The sequence below is a fragment of the Pseudomonas sp. AC211 genome (genome assembly GCF_979258055.1).
Genome location: NZ_OZ409830.1, coordinates 2,640,563 through 2,654,672, shown reverse-complemented (window position 1 = coordinate 2,654,672; position 14,110 = coordinate 2,640,563). Strand labels below are relative to the sequence as shown.

The window sequence follows — 14,110 nt, the reverse complement described above, 5'->3', positions numbered from 1 at the left end:
TGAAATTCTTGTGTTTGTTTTTATGGGTTTGTTCGTTCGGATAACAGACCCAGGGGAGGTGCGCTGTTATCGGTTGTCGTATGACTTGGACTCGATTATCAACAGCCCCCGTAAAGTTTGTCAACGCGACTTAGGTAGAAAATTCCTCACCTCGGTTGCTCGTTAGACTACATAAACGGTCATCGGGAAACGCGACCGGCGAGTCACGCGCCTTTGGTAGTAACCCTTCTAGCTCAATGGCTATAGCCGAGTCGGGCTTGCCTTTCTAGGCTAAGGCAGCGAACGTTTCCTACACCAGTACGCCTATAGTCGTAGATGAGCGGCTAAGAAAAGAGGATGACAGTCTCAACAGTTGTACGATAACGTAACTCTGCGTTTGCGATTGATCCCGTTGTTTTCGTTTTGCATCAGGGCAATCGGTCTGCCACGCCTTAATCCACTACGCGCTTTACAGGGTGTTCGAATAATGAATCCACAAGAACTGAAGTCCATCCTCTCTTCCGGCCTGCTGTCTTTCCCAGTGACTGACTTCGACGCGGCTGGCGATTTCAACCCCGAATCCTATATCCGCCGCCTGGAATGGCTCGGGCCATACGGTGCGTCGGCCTTGTTCGCAGCAGGTGGTACCGGCGAGTTCTTCTCGCTGACCAACCGCGAATATTCCTCCGTTATCAAAACCGCAGTAGACACCTGCGCCGGCAGTGTGCCGATTCTGGCTGGCGTCGGTGGCCCGACTCGCCAAGCCATCGAGATGGCGCAAGAAGCTGAGCGCCTGGGCGCCAAAGGTCTGCTGTTGCTGCCGCACTACCTGACCGAAGCCAGCCAAGACGGCGTGGCACTGCACGTTGAGCAAGTGTGCAAGTCGGTAAAAATTGGCGTGGTGGTTTACAACCGTAACGTCTGCCGCCTGACGCCAGCGCTGCTGGAACAACTGGCCGAGCGTTGCCCGAACCTGATCGGCTACAAAGACGGCCTGGGCGACATCGAACTGATGGTCTCGATCCGTCGTCGCCTCGGTGACCGTTTCAGCTACCTCGGTGGCCTGCCAACCGCAGAAGTGTATGCCGCTGCTTATAAAGCACTGGGCGTACCGGTTTATTCCTCGGCGGTGTTCAACTTCATCCCGAAAACGGCCATGGATTTCTACCATGCCATCGCCCGTGACGATCACGAAACCGTCGGCAAAATCATCGACGATTTCTTCCTGCCGTACCTCGACATCCGCAACAAGCGCGCCGGTTATGCCGTGAGTATCGTTAAAGCCGGTGCCAAGATTTCCGGCTACGACGCCGGCCCGGTTCGCGCTCCGCTGACCGACCTGAGCAAAGACGAGTACGAACAACTCGCCGCTCTGATCCACGCCCAAGGCCCGCAATAAGTCGGGTTCAAAAACAGCCAGCCGCTCTTCAGCGGCTGCCGTTTCTTTAAAGGAGGCTTTCCTCGTGGCCAATCAACAACAGCGTTTCGACAACTACATCGGCGGCCAATGGGTGGCCGGTGCCAGCTACTCGAAAAACGTCAACCCGTCTGACCTTGCCGATGTCATCGGCGAATACGCCCAGGCCGACGCCGCCCAGGTAAACGAAGCCATCGAAGCGGCCCGCGCCGCGTTCCCGGCCTGGTCGATCTCCGGCATCCAAGCGCGCAGCGATTCGCTGGATAAAGTCGGCAGCGAAATTCTTGCCCGTCGTGAAGAGCTCGGCACGTTGTTGGCCCGTGAAGAGGGCAAAACCCTGCCCGAAGCCATCGGCGAAGTGACCCGTGCTGGCAACATCTTCAAATTCTTCGCCGGCGAATGCCTGCGTCAGGCCGGCGAAGTGCTGGCCTCGGTACGCCCCGGCGTATCGGTAGAAGTCACCCGCGAGCCGCTGGGCGTGGTCGGTCTGATCACCCCGTGGAACTTCCCCATCGCCATTCCGGCCTGGAAAGTGGCACCGGCATTGGCCTATGGCAACTGCGTGGTGTTGAAACCGGCTGATCTGGTTCCGGGCTGCGCCTGGGCGATTGCCGAAATCATTTCCCGCGCCGGCTTCCCGGCTGGCGTGTTCAACCTGGTGATGGGCGCAGGCCGTGTGGTCGGTGAAACCATCGTGCAGAACAGCAAAGTGGACGGCATCAGCTTCACAGGTTCCGTGGGCGTGGGTCGTAACATTGCCGCTCAGTGCGTGGCCCGTGGCGCCAAAGTGCAGCTGGAGATGGGCGGCAAAAACCCGCAAATCATCCTCGACGACGCCGACCTCAAAGTGGCGGTGGAGCTGGCGGTTCAAAGCGCCTTCTATTCCACTGGCCAACGTTGCACCGCTTCGAGCCGCTTGATCGTTACCGCCGGCATCCACGACAAATTTGTCGAAGCCATGGCTGAGCGCATGAAGTCGATCAAAGTCGGTCACGCCTTGAAAGCCGGCACCGACATCGGCCCGGTGGTTTCCCAGGCCCAGCTCGACCAGGACATGAAGTACATCGGCATCGGTCAGGAAGAGGGCGCCCGTCTGGTGACTGGCGGCGGCTTGGTGACCTGCGACACCGAAGGTTACTTCCTGGCGCCAACGCTGTTTGCCGACAGCTCGGCCGAGATGCGCATCAGCCGCGAAGAAATCTTTGGCCCGGTGGCCAACGTGGTGAAAGTGGCGGATTACGAAGCAGCACTGGCGATGGCCAACGACACCGAATTCGGTTTGTCGGCCGGTATCGCCACCACCTCGCTGAAGTACGCCAACCACTTCAAACGTCACGCCCAGGCCGGCATGGTGATGATCAACCTGCCTACCGCTGGCGTGGATTACCACGTGCCGTTCGGCGGCCGTAAAGGCTCGTCCTACGGTTCGCGCGAGCAAGGTCGCTACGCGGCCGAGTTCTACACCACCGTTAAAACCACCTACATCGGCTAACCCCGAAGACGGGGCAGCGCCTGCTGCTCCGTCTGTTGTAGGCGCGAGCTCGCTCGCGAACCAGGCGACGCGTTCGCCCGATACACACGAAATTCAGCCAGTCCCCGCATAAAAATAAATAGGGAAACGGTTATGAGCACAGCAAGCCCAGCGCAGGCGATCGCCAGCGCGCCCGTAATTACCGAGCTGCAAGTGGTTCCGGTTGCCGGCCACGACAGCATGCTGCTCAACCTGAGCGGCGCCCACGGTCCGTTCTTTACCCGCAACATCCTCATTCTCAAAGACAGCGCTGGCCATGTTGGCGTTGGCGAAGTGCCGGGCGGCGAACGCATTCGCCAGACCCTGGAAGATGCCCGCAGCCTGTTGCTGGGGCAGTCCATCGGCAACTTCAACGGTTTGCTCAACCAGGTTCGCCAGACCTTCGCCGACCGCGACAGCGGCGGCCGCGGCCTGCAAACCTTCGACCTGCGCATCACCATTCATGCCGTCACCGCGCTGGAGTCGGCACTGCTCGACTTGCTCGGCCAGTTCCTCGGCGTGCCCGTGGCGGCACTGCTCGGCGAAGGCCAGCAGCGCGACGCGGTGGAAATGCTGGGCTATTTGTTCTACATCGCCGACCGCAACAAAACCGACCTCGGCTACCGCAGCGAAGACGATGCCGACGACGCCTGGTTTCGCGTGCGCAACCAGCCGGCGCTCGACCCCGAGAGCATCGTGCGCCAAGCCGAAGCCGCGCATGCGCGTTACGGCTTCAACGACTTCAAACTCAAAGGTGGCGTGCAAACTGGTGCTGCCGAAGTGGAAGCGATTCGTGCCCTGGCCGAGCGCTTTCCCGATGCTCGCATCACCCTGGACCCCAACGGCGGCTGGTCGCTGAAAGAAGCGGTCAGCCTGTGCCGTGATCTGCACGGCGTGCTGGCCTATGCCGAAGACCCGTGCGGCGCCGAAAACGGTTTCTCCGGTCGTGAAGTAATGGCCGAGTTCCGCCGCGAAACCGGCTTGCTCACCGCCACCAATATGATCGCCACCGACTGGCGCCAGATGGGCCACTGCATTCAGTTGCAATCGGTCGACATCCCGCTGGCCGACCCGCATTTCTGGACCATGCAAGGTTCCGTGCGCGTCGCCCAGATGTGCAACGACTGGGGCCTGACCTGGGGTTCGCACTCCAACAACCACTTCGATATTTCCCTGGCGATGTTCACCCACGTGGCCGCCGCCGCGCCGGGCAAAGTCACCGCCATCGACACCCACTGGATCTGGCAGGACGGCCAGCACCTGACCCGCAACCCGCTGAAAATCGAAGGCGGTCTGGTGCAGGTGCCGAAGACGCCGGGCCTGGGTGTCGAGCTGGATTGGGACGCGCTGGCCAAAGCCAACGAGCTGTATCAGGGCATGGGCTTGAACGCCCGCGACGATGCCGTGGCCATGCAGTTCCTGATTCCCAACTGGACCTTCGATAACAAGCGACCTTGCCTGGTGCGCTGATTGCGCGCCTCGCTCGAAAACAAAAAAACGTGGGAGCAACTTGCCATGCATGACACCAAACCGACTCGCGTGCGTTACCTGATTCTGCTGATGCTGTTTCTGGTCACCACCATCAACTATGCCGACCGCGCGACTATTTCCATCGCCGGCTCCAGCTTGCAGAAAGACCTCGGCATTGACGCCGTCACCCTCGGTTTTATCTTCTCCGCCTTTGGCTGGGCCTATGTGCTCGGGCAGATTCCCGGTGGCTGGTTGCTCGACCGTTTCGGCTCGAAAAAAGTCTATGCGGCCGGCATTTTCATCTGGTCGTTGTTCACCTTGCTGCAAGGCTTCGTCGGCGGTTTGCCGGTGGCCTGGGCAGTGACCACCTTGTTCGTGCTGCGCTTTATGGTGGGCTTTGCCGAAGCGCCGTCGTTCCCCGGCAACGCGCGCATTGTGGCGGCCTGGTTTCCGACCGCAGAACGCGGTACGGCCTCGGCAATTTTTAACTCGGCGCAGTATTTCGCGACCGCGCTGTTTGCTCCGATCATGGGCTGGATCGTGCACGCCATGGGCTGGGAGCACGTGTTCGTGGTCATGGGCGTGCTCGGCATCATCTTCTCCGGCATCTGGATGAAGACCATCTACAACCCTAAGGAACACCCGCGCATCAACCAGGCGGAAATCGACCACATCGAAAGCAACGGCGGCCTGGTCGACATGGACCAGACCCGCAAAAACGATGGCCCGCGCTGGGACTACATTCGCCAGCTGCTGACCAACCGCATGCTGCTCGGCGTATACCTGAGCCAGTACTGCATCAACGCCATTACCTACTTCTTCCTCACCTGGTTCCCCGTGTACCTGGTGCAGGAACGCGGCATGACCATTCTCAAAGCCGGCTTTATCGCCAGCCTGCCGGCCATCTGCGGCTTTATCGGTGGCGTGCTCGGCGGTTTGATCTCCGACTACCTGCTGCGCAAAGGCCATTCGCTGACCTTCGCCCGTAAGCTGCCCATCGTCTGCGGCCTGACCTTGTCGACCACCATGGTGTTCTGCAACTACGTCGATGCCGACTGGATGGTGGTAGGGTTTATGACCCTGGCGTTCTTCGGCAAAGGCATCGGCGCATTGGGTTGGGCCGTGGTGGCAGACACCTCGCCAAAACAGATTGCCGGGTTGTCTGGCGGCCTGTTCAACACCTTCGGCAACATCGCCTCGATCACCACGCCCATTGTTATCGGCTACATCATTGCCGCTACCGGCTCGTTCAAATGGGCTTTGGTATTCGTGGGCGCCAACGCCGTGCTGGCGGTGTTCAGCTACCTGGTTATCGTTGGCAAGATTCAGCGCGTTGAACTCAAAGAGCCGCCTACCAGCGGCGGCGCTCAACGCAGCGCAGAACTCACACCAGCCCACTCCTGAGGAGCGAGTGTCATGCAGTTAATTGAACATTCCGACTCGCCGCGCTACATCCGTTTGCACGAGCTGGATAACGTGGTGATCGTCGTCAACGACCAAGGGGTGCCAGCCGGCACCACCTTCGCCGATGGCCTGACCACCCTCGAGCGCGTGCCGCAAAGCCATAAGATCACCCTTGAAGATATTCCCGAAGGCGGGCGCATCATTCGCTACGGGCAAACCATCGGTTACGCCTTGAAGCCGATCCCCCGTGGCAGTTGGGTGCAGGAAGACCAACTGCGCATGCCCACAGCGCCACCGCTGGACAGCCTGCCGCTGTCCACCGAAGTGCCAGCGCAGGCGGCGCCACTTGAGGGCTACACCTTCGAGGGCTACCGCAACGCCGATGGCACCGTGGGCACGCGCAATATTCTCGGCATCACCACCACCGTGCAGTGCGTCACCGGCGTGCTTGACCACGCGGTGAAACGCATCAAGGACGAGTTGCTGCCCAAGTACCCGAACGTCGACGACGTGGTGGCGCTGACCCACAGCTACGGCTGCGGCGTGGCGATTACCGCCACCGACGCGTACATCCCGATTCGCACCGTGCGCAACCTGGCGCGCAACCCCAACCTGGGCGGCGAAGCGCTGGTCATCAGCCTGGGCTGCGAAAAGCTGCAAGCCGGGCAGGTGATGCAGGAAAACGACCCATCGGTAGACCTCAGCGAACCGTGGCTCTACCGCCTGCAGGACTCCAGCCACGGCTTCACCGAAATGATCGAACAGATCATGGACCTGGCCGAAGTGCGCCTGAAAAAGCTCGACCAGCGCCGCCGCGAAACCGTGCCGGCCTCCGAGCTGATTCTGGGCATGCAATGCGGCGGCAGCGACGCCTTTTCCGGCATCACCGCCAACCCGGCACTGGGCTACGCCAGCGACCTGCTGCTGCGTGCCGGCGCCACGGTGATGTTTTCGGAAGTCACCGAAGTGCGCGACGCCATCTACCTGCTCACCTCGCGGGCGCAAACCAAGGAAGTGGCGCAAGAACTGGTGCGCGAAATGGACTGGTACGACCGCTACTTGGCCAAAGGCGAAGCCGACCGCAGCGCCAACACCACGCCGGGCAACAAGAAAGGCGGGCTGTCGAACATCGTTGAGAAGTCGTTGGGCTCCATCGTCAAATCCGGCAACAGCGCCATCAACGGCGTGCTTGGCCCAGGCGAGCGCTTCGAGAAAAAAGGCCTGATCTTTTGCGCGACGCCAGCCAGTGACTTCGTCTGCGGCACGCTGCAATTGGCCGCCGGCATGAACCTGCACGTGTTCACCACCGGCCGCGGCACGCCGTACGGCTTGGCCATGGCGCCGGTAGTAAAGGTATCGACCCGCACCGAGCTGGCCCAGCGCTGGCCCGACCTCATCGACATCGACGCCGGCCGCATCGCCACGGGCCGTGCCAGCATCGAAGAACTGGGTTGGGAGCTGTTCCACTACTACCTGGATGTCGCCAGCGGCAAGAAAAAACCTGGGCCGAGCAGCACAAACTGCACAACGACATTACCCTGTTCAACCCGGCGCCGATTACTTGAGGCCGGCGGCTTAAGAGCATCGAGGCTAAAGCCTCTCCCACACCGAATCGCGTCTCCTGTGGGAGAGGCTTTAGCCTCGATTCCTGAAAAATAACATCTGCCAGGAGCACGCATGACCACCCCCAAGGTTCTCCAGGTCGGCCCGCTGACCGAGCGTTTCCAGCACAACCTCGCCGAGCGCTTCGACGTCACCGCGCTGTGGCAACAACCCGACCCCAAGGCTTTCCTGCAAAGCCACGGCGCCGAGTTCGAACTGCTCGCCACCTCAGCTCGCTTCGGCTGCTCCGCTGAGCAACTTGCGGCCTTGCCCAACCTGAAAGCCATCTGCAGCTTTGGCGTTGGCTACGACTCGATTGCCGTCGACGCCGCCCGTGACCGTGGCATCGCCATCAGCACCACGCCGGATGTGCTCAACGATTGCGTGGCCGATTTGGCCATGGGCCTGATGATCGATACCTCGCGCAAACTCGCCGCGTCCGAGCGCTTCTTGCGCGCCGGCGGTTGGCTGAAGGGCAACTTCCCCTTGGCCCGTCGGGTGAGCGGCAAGCGCCTGGGCATTGTCGGCTTGGGGCGCATTGGCCAAGTGGTGGTCAAGCGCGCCAGCGGGTTCGACATGGACGTGCGCTACCACAACCGCTCGCCACTCAAAGACAGCCCCTACACCTACGAAGCCAGCTTGGTGGAGTTGGCGCGCTGGGCCGACTTTCTAGTGCTGACGTGCGTAGGCGGGGCGGCGACGCACCATATCGTCAACGCACAGGTGCTCGAGGCGTTAGGGCCGAAAGGCATCGTCATCAACGTCGCCCGCGGCTCTGTGATCGACGAGCAGGCGCTGGTGACGGCGTTGCAAAACGGCACGCTGGGCGGGGCAGGGCTGGACGTGTTCGAAGCCGAGCCCAAGGTGCCGGCGGCGTTGCTGGAGATGGATAACGTCATGTTGCTGCCCCATGTTGGCAGCGCCACGGAAGAAACCCGGTTGCAGATGGAAGAGTTGGTGCTGGCCAACTTGCAGAGTTTTGCTGAGCGCGGCGAGTTGCTGACGCCGCTGTGATGTTCGCGGGTTCGCCCGCCAACCGCGCCCCCGTCACAAGCGAGGGTGCGTTTCCCATAGAGCTGTTCGCTTCACCCCCAGGTGCGCCACGAGCGCACCTTTTTTATGGCTGGGCGATTAGTCGAAGCGGTAGATATCCATGCCCAGCGCGCCGAGGGTAAAGCCCTGGTGCGCAATGCTGAACGCACCGCCGGCGCCACGGGCGAAGTACAGCGGCAGCAAATGCTCATCGCGCGGGTGACTGCGCACCGCAAACGGCGCCTGGCTGCGGTAATCCAGCAGGGCCGCTTCGTCGTTGGCTGCGAGGCGCTCCACCATCCAGTCGCGAAACGCTTTAGCCCACGGCTCGATCACCTCCGGGCCGGCACGCCAATTCAGTTCGCCCAGATTGTGGGTGATGCTGCCGGAGCCAATCAGCAACACCCCTTGCTCACGCAAGCTCGCCAGCGCGCGGCCGACCTTGTGCTGAAACGCTGGGCCGAGGCGGGTGGGGATGGATACCTGCGCCACCGGAATATCGGCGTTGGGGTACATCAATAGCAGCGGCACCCATACGCCGTGGTCGAGCACGCGGCTGGCATCCAGCTGGGCCGGCAGGTCGGCGGCCAGCAATAAATCGCGCGCGGCTTTGGCGACGTCGGGCGCGCCGGGCGCCGGGTACTGCACGGCATACAGCTCAGGCGGGAAGCCGCCGAAGTCGTGCCAGGTATCCGGTTGCGGATTGCTGTTGACCAACAGCTGATTGGTTTCCCAGTGCGCCGACACCACCAGAATCGCCTTTGGGCGCGGCAACTCAGCCGCCAGCTTAGCCAACGCCGGGCCGCTGGCACCGGGCTGCAGCGCGAGCATGGGTGAGCCATGGGAAATAAACAGACTGGGCAACGACATGGTTGAGTCCTCGAAAAACATGGGCGCATCTTCAAGCTTGGATCTATCGAAAACCAGTATAAAATTTTGAGCACATTGATCGAAAAAGCGAGGCAATCCATGCAGCCCGACTTCTGGCTACGACGCTGGCAAAACAACCAGATTGGCTTCCACGCCGCCACGGCCAACCCCTACTTGCAGCAGTACTGGCCGCAGCTGAACGTAGCGGACGGCGCGCAGGTGTTGGTGCCGTTGTGTGGCAAAAGTCTGGACTTGCTGTGGCTGGCGGGGCAGGGCTTGCGTGTGCTCGGCGTGGAACTGATCGAGCAGGCGGTGCAAGACTTCTTCAGCGAACAGCACCTGCAACCGCAGGTGCGCGAGCATGGCGCGTTTCGTATTTATCAGGCCGGCAACCTTGAGTTGTGGTGCGGCGACATCTTCGCCCTGACCGCCGAAGACGTGCGCGACTGCACCGCCCTGTACGACCGCGCCGCCTTGATCGCCTTCCCAGCGGCTATGCGCGAAGCCTATGCGCAGCACTTAACCCGCATCGTGCCGAGTGGCTGCCAGGGACTGCTCGTTAGCCTCGACTACGAACAAAGCCAAATGGACGGCCCGCCGTTTTCGGTGCCGGATGAAGAGGTGCTGAATTTGCTTGACGATTGGCAGCCGCAGCTGCTGCACATCGAAAACGGCTTGCAGGCCGAAGAGAACTGGAAGTTTTTGCAGCGCGGGTTAAGCCGGCTGGATGAGCGGGTTTATCGCTTGCGGCATCGCTAAGAGCATCGCGGCTGAAGCCGCTCCCACAGTTTAAAACGCAACCCTGTAGGAGCGGCTTTAGCCGCGATGCTTTTGATCTTTTGTACCACCCATAAAAAAGCCCCGGCTAAACCGAGGCTTTGAATGTGGCTCCACGACCTGGACTCGAACCAGGGACCCAATGATTAACAGTCATTTGCTCTACCAACTGAGCTATCGCGGAACAGCTGCCTTGCGGCAACGGTGCGTATCCTACTGATTCAAAAAGGGAAGTCAAGCCTGCGCAAGCTTCCCTAGGTCGTTTTTCAGAGGACGGCGGCGATGGCCTGGGTCACGGCGTTGAGGTTGCTTTTGTTCAACGCTGCCACGCAAATGCGGCCGGTGCTCACGGCGTAAATGCCGAATTCGCTTTTCAGGCGTTCAACTTGTTCGGCGGTAAGACCGGAGTAGCTGAACATGCCGCGCTGTTGCGCTACGAAGCTGAAGTCGCGCTTGGCGCCCAAGGCGGCCAGTTGTTCAACCATGGCCACGCGCATGTCGCGAATACGGCTGCGCATTTCGCCCAGTTCTTCTTCCCACAATGCGCGCAGTTCCGGGCTGTTGAGCACGGAAGCAACCACGGTGGCGCCGTGGGTTGGCGGGTTGGAGTAGTTGGTGCGGATGACGCGTTTAACCTGCGACAGCACCTTGGCGGCTTGTTCTTTCGACTCGGTGACGATCGACAACGCGCCTACACGCTCGCCGTACAGCGAGAACGATTTGGAGAACGAGCTTGAAACGAAGAAGGTCAGCCCCGATTTAGCGAACAGGCGAACGGCGGCGGCGTCTTCTTCAATGCCATCGCCGAAACCCTGGTAGGCGATGTCGAGGAACGGCACGTGCTCGCGCTCTTTCAACACCTCGAGAATGTTCAGCCAATCGTCAGTGCCCAGGTCAACACCGGTCGGGTTGTGGCAGCAGGCGTGCAGCACCACCACGGAACGGGCGGGCAGGGCTTTGAGGTCTTCGAGCAGACCGGCACGGTTCACGCCATGGGTGCTGGCGTCGTAGTAGCGGTAGTTCTGCACCGGGAAGCCAGCGGATTCGAACAGCGCGCGGTGGTTTTCCCAGCTCGGGTCGCTGATGGCAACCACGGCGTTTGGCAGCAGACGCTTGATGAAGTCCGCGCCGATTTTCAGCGCGCCGGTGCCGCCCAAGGCTTGAGTGGTGACCACACGGCCTTCGGCGAGCAGCGCCGAGTCGGCGCCGAAAATCAGGGTTTGCACGGCCTGGTCGTAGGCAGCGATGCCTTCGATCGGCAAGTAGCCGCGCGGTGCGTGTGCCGCAATACGCGCCTGTTCAGCCTGGGCCACGGCGCGCAACAACGGAATGCGGCCCTCTTCGTTGCAGTACACACCCACGCCAAGGTTTACCTTGGTGGTGCGGGTGTCGGCGTTGAATGCTTCATTGAGACCAAGGATAGGGTCACGCGGAGCCATTTCGACGGCAGAGAACAAACTCATGATGCGGGAGCTCGAAGAAGAGGGTGGTAAACCAAAACAACCCCGGTGTTAGGGGTTGCGCAAGTGGGCCGCTAGTATAGCGACCAAGGTTGCGTGGGGCGATAACGTCGCACGCATTTCGCCAGGTATGACGTAGGGTTTTTCGCTGCGTCACAGCCTTTTGTCGAGGTAGGTAATGTCGCAGTTTCAGTTAGTGACCCGTTTTCAACCGGCTGGCGATCAGCCAGAAGCGATTCGACAAATGGTGGAAGGCCTGGAAGCCGGGCTTTCCCATCAAACGCTGCTGGGCGTAACGGGTTCGGGCAAGACCTTCAGCATCGCAAACGTCATTGCCCAGGTGCAGCGCCCGACGCTGGTGCTGGCGCCGAACAAAACGCTGGCCGCGCAGTTGTACGGCGAGTTCAAAAGCTTCTTCCCGAACAACTCGGTCGAGTACTTCGTCTCGTACTACGACTACTACCAGCCCGAAGCGTATGTGCCGTCTTCGGACACCTTTATCGAGAAAGACGCCTCGATCAACGACCACATCGAGCAGATGCGCCTGTCCGCCACCAAAGCGCTGCTGGAGCGCTCGGACGCCATCATCGTCACCACCGTGTCGTGCATTTATGGTCTGGGTGACCCGCAGTCGTACCTGAAAATGGTCCTGCACCTGGACCGTGGCGACCGCATGGACCAGCGCGAACTGCTGCGCCGTCTGGCCGACCTGCAATACACCCGCAACGACATCGACTTCGCCCGCGCCACCTTTCGCGTGCGCGGCGATGTGATCGACATCTTCCCGGCGGAATCGGACCTGGAAGCCATTCGCGTTGAGCTGTTCGACGAAGAAATCGAAAACATCGCCTCGTTCGACCCGCTCACCGGCGAGGTGCTGCGCAAGCTGCCGCGCTACACCCTTTACCCGAAAAGCCACTACGTCACGCCACGGGAAAACCTGCTGAGCGCCGTGGAAAACATCAAGGTCGAGCTTAAAGAACGGCTCGACTACCTGCGCGCCAACAACAAACTGGTGGAAGCGCAACGTCTGGAACAGCGCACCCGCTTCGATATCGAAATGATCATCGAGCTGGGCTACTGCAACGGCATCGAAAACTACTCGCGCTACCTCTCCGGTCGTGGCTCAGGCGAGGCGCCGCCGACCTTGTTCGACTACCTGCCGGCCAACGCCTTGCTGGTGATCGACGAGTCCCACGTCAGCGTGCCGCAGGTGGGCGCCATGTACAAAGGCGACCGCTCGCGCAAGGAAACCTTGGTCGAATACGGCTTCCGCCTGCCGTCAGCGCTGGACAACCGACCGATGCGCTTTGACGAGTGGGAAACCATCAGCCCGCAGACCATCTTCGTTTCCGCTACGCCCGGCCCGTACGAAGCCGAGCACGCCGGCCGCGTGATCGAACAGGTGGTGCGCCCAACCGGCCTGGTCGATCCGCAAATCGAAGTGCGCCCGGCCACCACGCAAGTGGACGACCTGCTCTCGGAAATCAAAAAACGCAGCGCCATTGACGAGCGCGTGCTGGTCACCACCCTGACCAAACGCATGGCCGAAGACCTCACCGACTACCTCTCCGACCACGGCGTGCGGGTGCGTTACCTGCACTCGGACATCGACACTGTGGAGCGCGTGGAAATCATCCGCGACCTGCGCATTGGTGCGTTTGACGTGCTGGTGGGCATCAACCTGCTGCGTGAAGGGTTGGACATGCCCGAGGTGTCGCTGGTGGCGATTCTGGACGCCGACAAAGAAGGCTTCCTGCGCTCCGAGCGCTCCCTGATCCAAACCATCGGCCGCGCCGCGCGTAACCTCAACGGCCGCGCCATTCTTTACGCCGACCGCATGACCGGCTCCATGGAACGCGCCATCGGCGAAACCGAACGACGCCGGGACAAGCAGATCGCCTTCAACCTGGCCAATGGCATCACCCCGAAGGGCGTGAAAAAGGACGTGCAAGACATCCTCGAAGGCGCCGTGGTGCCAGGTTCGCGCAGCAACAAACGCAAAGGCATGGCCAAGGCGGCCGAAGAAAGCGCGCGGTATGAAGCCGAACTGCGCTCGCCGAGTGAAATCAACAAACGCATTCGTCAGTTGGAAGAGAAGATGTACCAACTGGCACGGGACCTGGAATTCGAAGCGGCAGCGCAGATGCGCGACGAGATTCAGAAATTGCGGGATCGGTTGTTGAAGGTTTGACGGGTTAAGGTCGGACTCGATCAGCTCCCTCGCCCCTCCGGGGAGAGGGTTGGGGTGAGGGGCAGGCTCAACGTAGATGCCGTGTAAGAACTGGATCAGCGTTTGCCCCGGCCCTCACCCCCAGCCCCTCTCCCGCAAGCGGGCGAGGGGAGCCGATATGCGTACCTGTAGCATCCACGATCAGCTCCCCTCGCCCCTGCGGGGAGAGGGTTGGGGGTGAGGGGCAGGCTCAACGTAGATGCCGTGTGAGAACTGGATCAGCGTTTTCCCCGGCCCTCACCCCCAGCCCCTCTCCCGCAGACGGGCGAGGGGAGCCGATATGCGGACCTGTAGCATCCACGATCAGCCCCCTCGCCCCCTCCGGGGAGAGGGTTGGGGTGAGGGGCAGGCTCAAC

The 14,110-nt window shown here is 61.1% G+C and carries 9 protein-coding genes, 1 tRNA gene and 1 pseudogene; 8 read left to right on the top strand and 3 right to left on the bottom strand.

The genetic code is table 11. From position 1 onward, the window contains the following. Positions 1–466 precede the first annotated feature (466 nt). The 6 genes and pseudogenes from kdgD to ACZZZP_RS12415 all read left to right on the top strand — a co-directional run bounded on the left by kdgD (position 467) and on the right by ACZZZP_RS12415 (position 8,396). Positions 467–1,378 (top strand): 5-dehydro-4-deoxyglucarate dehydratase, encoded by a 912-nt coding sequence (gene kdgD, locus ACZZZP_RS12440; protein WP_122495564.1) that lies wholly within the window; start codon positions 467–469, stop codon positions 1,376–1,378. Positions 1,379–1,442: 64 nt separating this feature from the next. Then, positions 1,443–2,888, top strand: coding sequence for an aldehyde dehydrogenase family protein (locus tag ACZZZP_RS12435; RefSeq protein WP_122495566.1), 1,446 nt, complete (start codon positions 1,443–1,445; stop codon positions 2,886–2,888). 132 nt (positions 2,889–3,020) lie between these two features. Next, the gene (gene gudD, locus ACZZZP_RS12430) at positions 3,021–4,376 is read left to right on the top strand and encodes a glucarate dehydratase (protein ID WP_463382916.1); all 1,356 of its coding nucleotides are present in this window, start codon (positions 3,021–3,023) and stop codon (positions 4,374–4,376) included. Further along, positions 4,377–5,780, top strand: coding sequence for an MFS transporter (locus tag ACZZZP_RS12425; protein ID WP_463382915.1), 1,404 nt, complete (start codon positions 4,377–4,379; stop codon positions 5,778–5,780). It abuts the gene before it with no gap. Between the two features lie 12 nt (positions 5,781–5,792). Next, positions 5,793–7,345 (top strand): annotated as a pseudogene (gene garD, locus ACZZZP_RS12420) (galactarate dehydratase). 112 nt (positions 7,346–7,457) lie between these two features. Then, positions 7,458–8,396, top strand: a complete 939-nt coding sequence (locus ACZZZP_RS12415; RefSeq protein ID WP_463382914.1) for a 2-hydroxyacid dehydrogenase — start codon at positions 7,458–7,460, stop codon at positions 8,394–8,396. A gap of 117 nt (positions 8,397–8,513) precedes the next feature. On the opposite strand, the gene ACZZZP_RS12410 is transcribed toward ACZZZP_RS12415, so the two are convergent. Then, positions 8,514–9,284, bottom strand: a complete 771-nt coding sequence (locus ACZZZP_RS12410) for a DODA-type extradiol aromatic ring-opening family dioxygenase (protein WP_463382913.1) — start codon at positions 9,282–9,284, stop codon at positions 8,514–8,516. A 99-nt stretch (positions 9,285–9,383) separates the two neighbouring features. Between ACZZZP_RS12410 and ACZZZP_RS12405 the strand changes: the two genes are divergently transcribed. Next, on the top strand, positions 9,384–10,043 hold the full coding sequence (locus tag ACZZZP_RS12405; protein ID WP_463382912.1) for a thiopurine S-methyltransferase: 660 nt from the start codon (positions 9,384–9,386) through the stop codon (positions 10,041–10,043). Positions 10,044–10,169: 126 nt separating this feature from the next. Here the strand turns inward: ACZZZP_RS12405 and ACZZZP_RS12400 are convergent. Together ACZZZP_RS12400 and ACZZZP_RS12395 are read right to left on the bottom strand one after the other, a co-directional pair. Then, positions 10,170–10,245 (bottom strand) — tRNA-Asn (locus tag ACZZZP_RS12400). A gap of 82 nt (positions 10,246–10,327) precedes the next feature. After that, positions 10,328–11,524: an amino acid aminotransferase gene (locus tag ACZZZP_RS12395; protein ID WP_463382911.1), complete on the bottom strand. Its 1,197-nt coding sequence runs from the start codon at positions 11,522–11,524 to the stop codon at positions 10,328–10,330. A 175-nt stretch (positions 11,525–11,699) separates the two neighbouring features. Here ACZZZP_RS12395 and uvrB point away from each other — a divergent pair, with 175 nt between their 5' ends. After that, the gene (gene uvrB, locus ACZZZP_RS12390; RefSeq protein WP_122450827.1) at positions 11,700–13,715 is read left to right on the top strand and encodes an excinuclease ABC subunit UvrB; all 2,016 of its coding nucleotides are present in this window, start codon (positions 11,700–11,702) and stop codon (positions 13,713–13,715) included. Positions 13,716–14,110 lie beyond the last annotated feature (395 nt).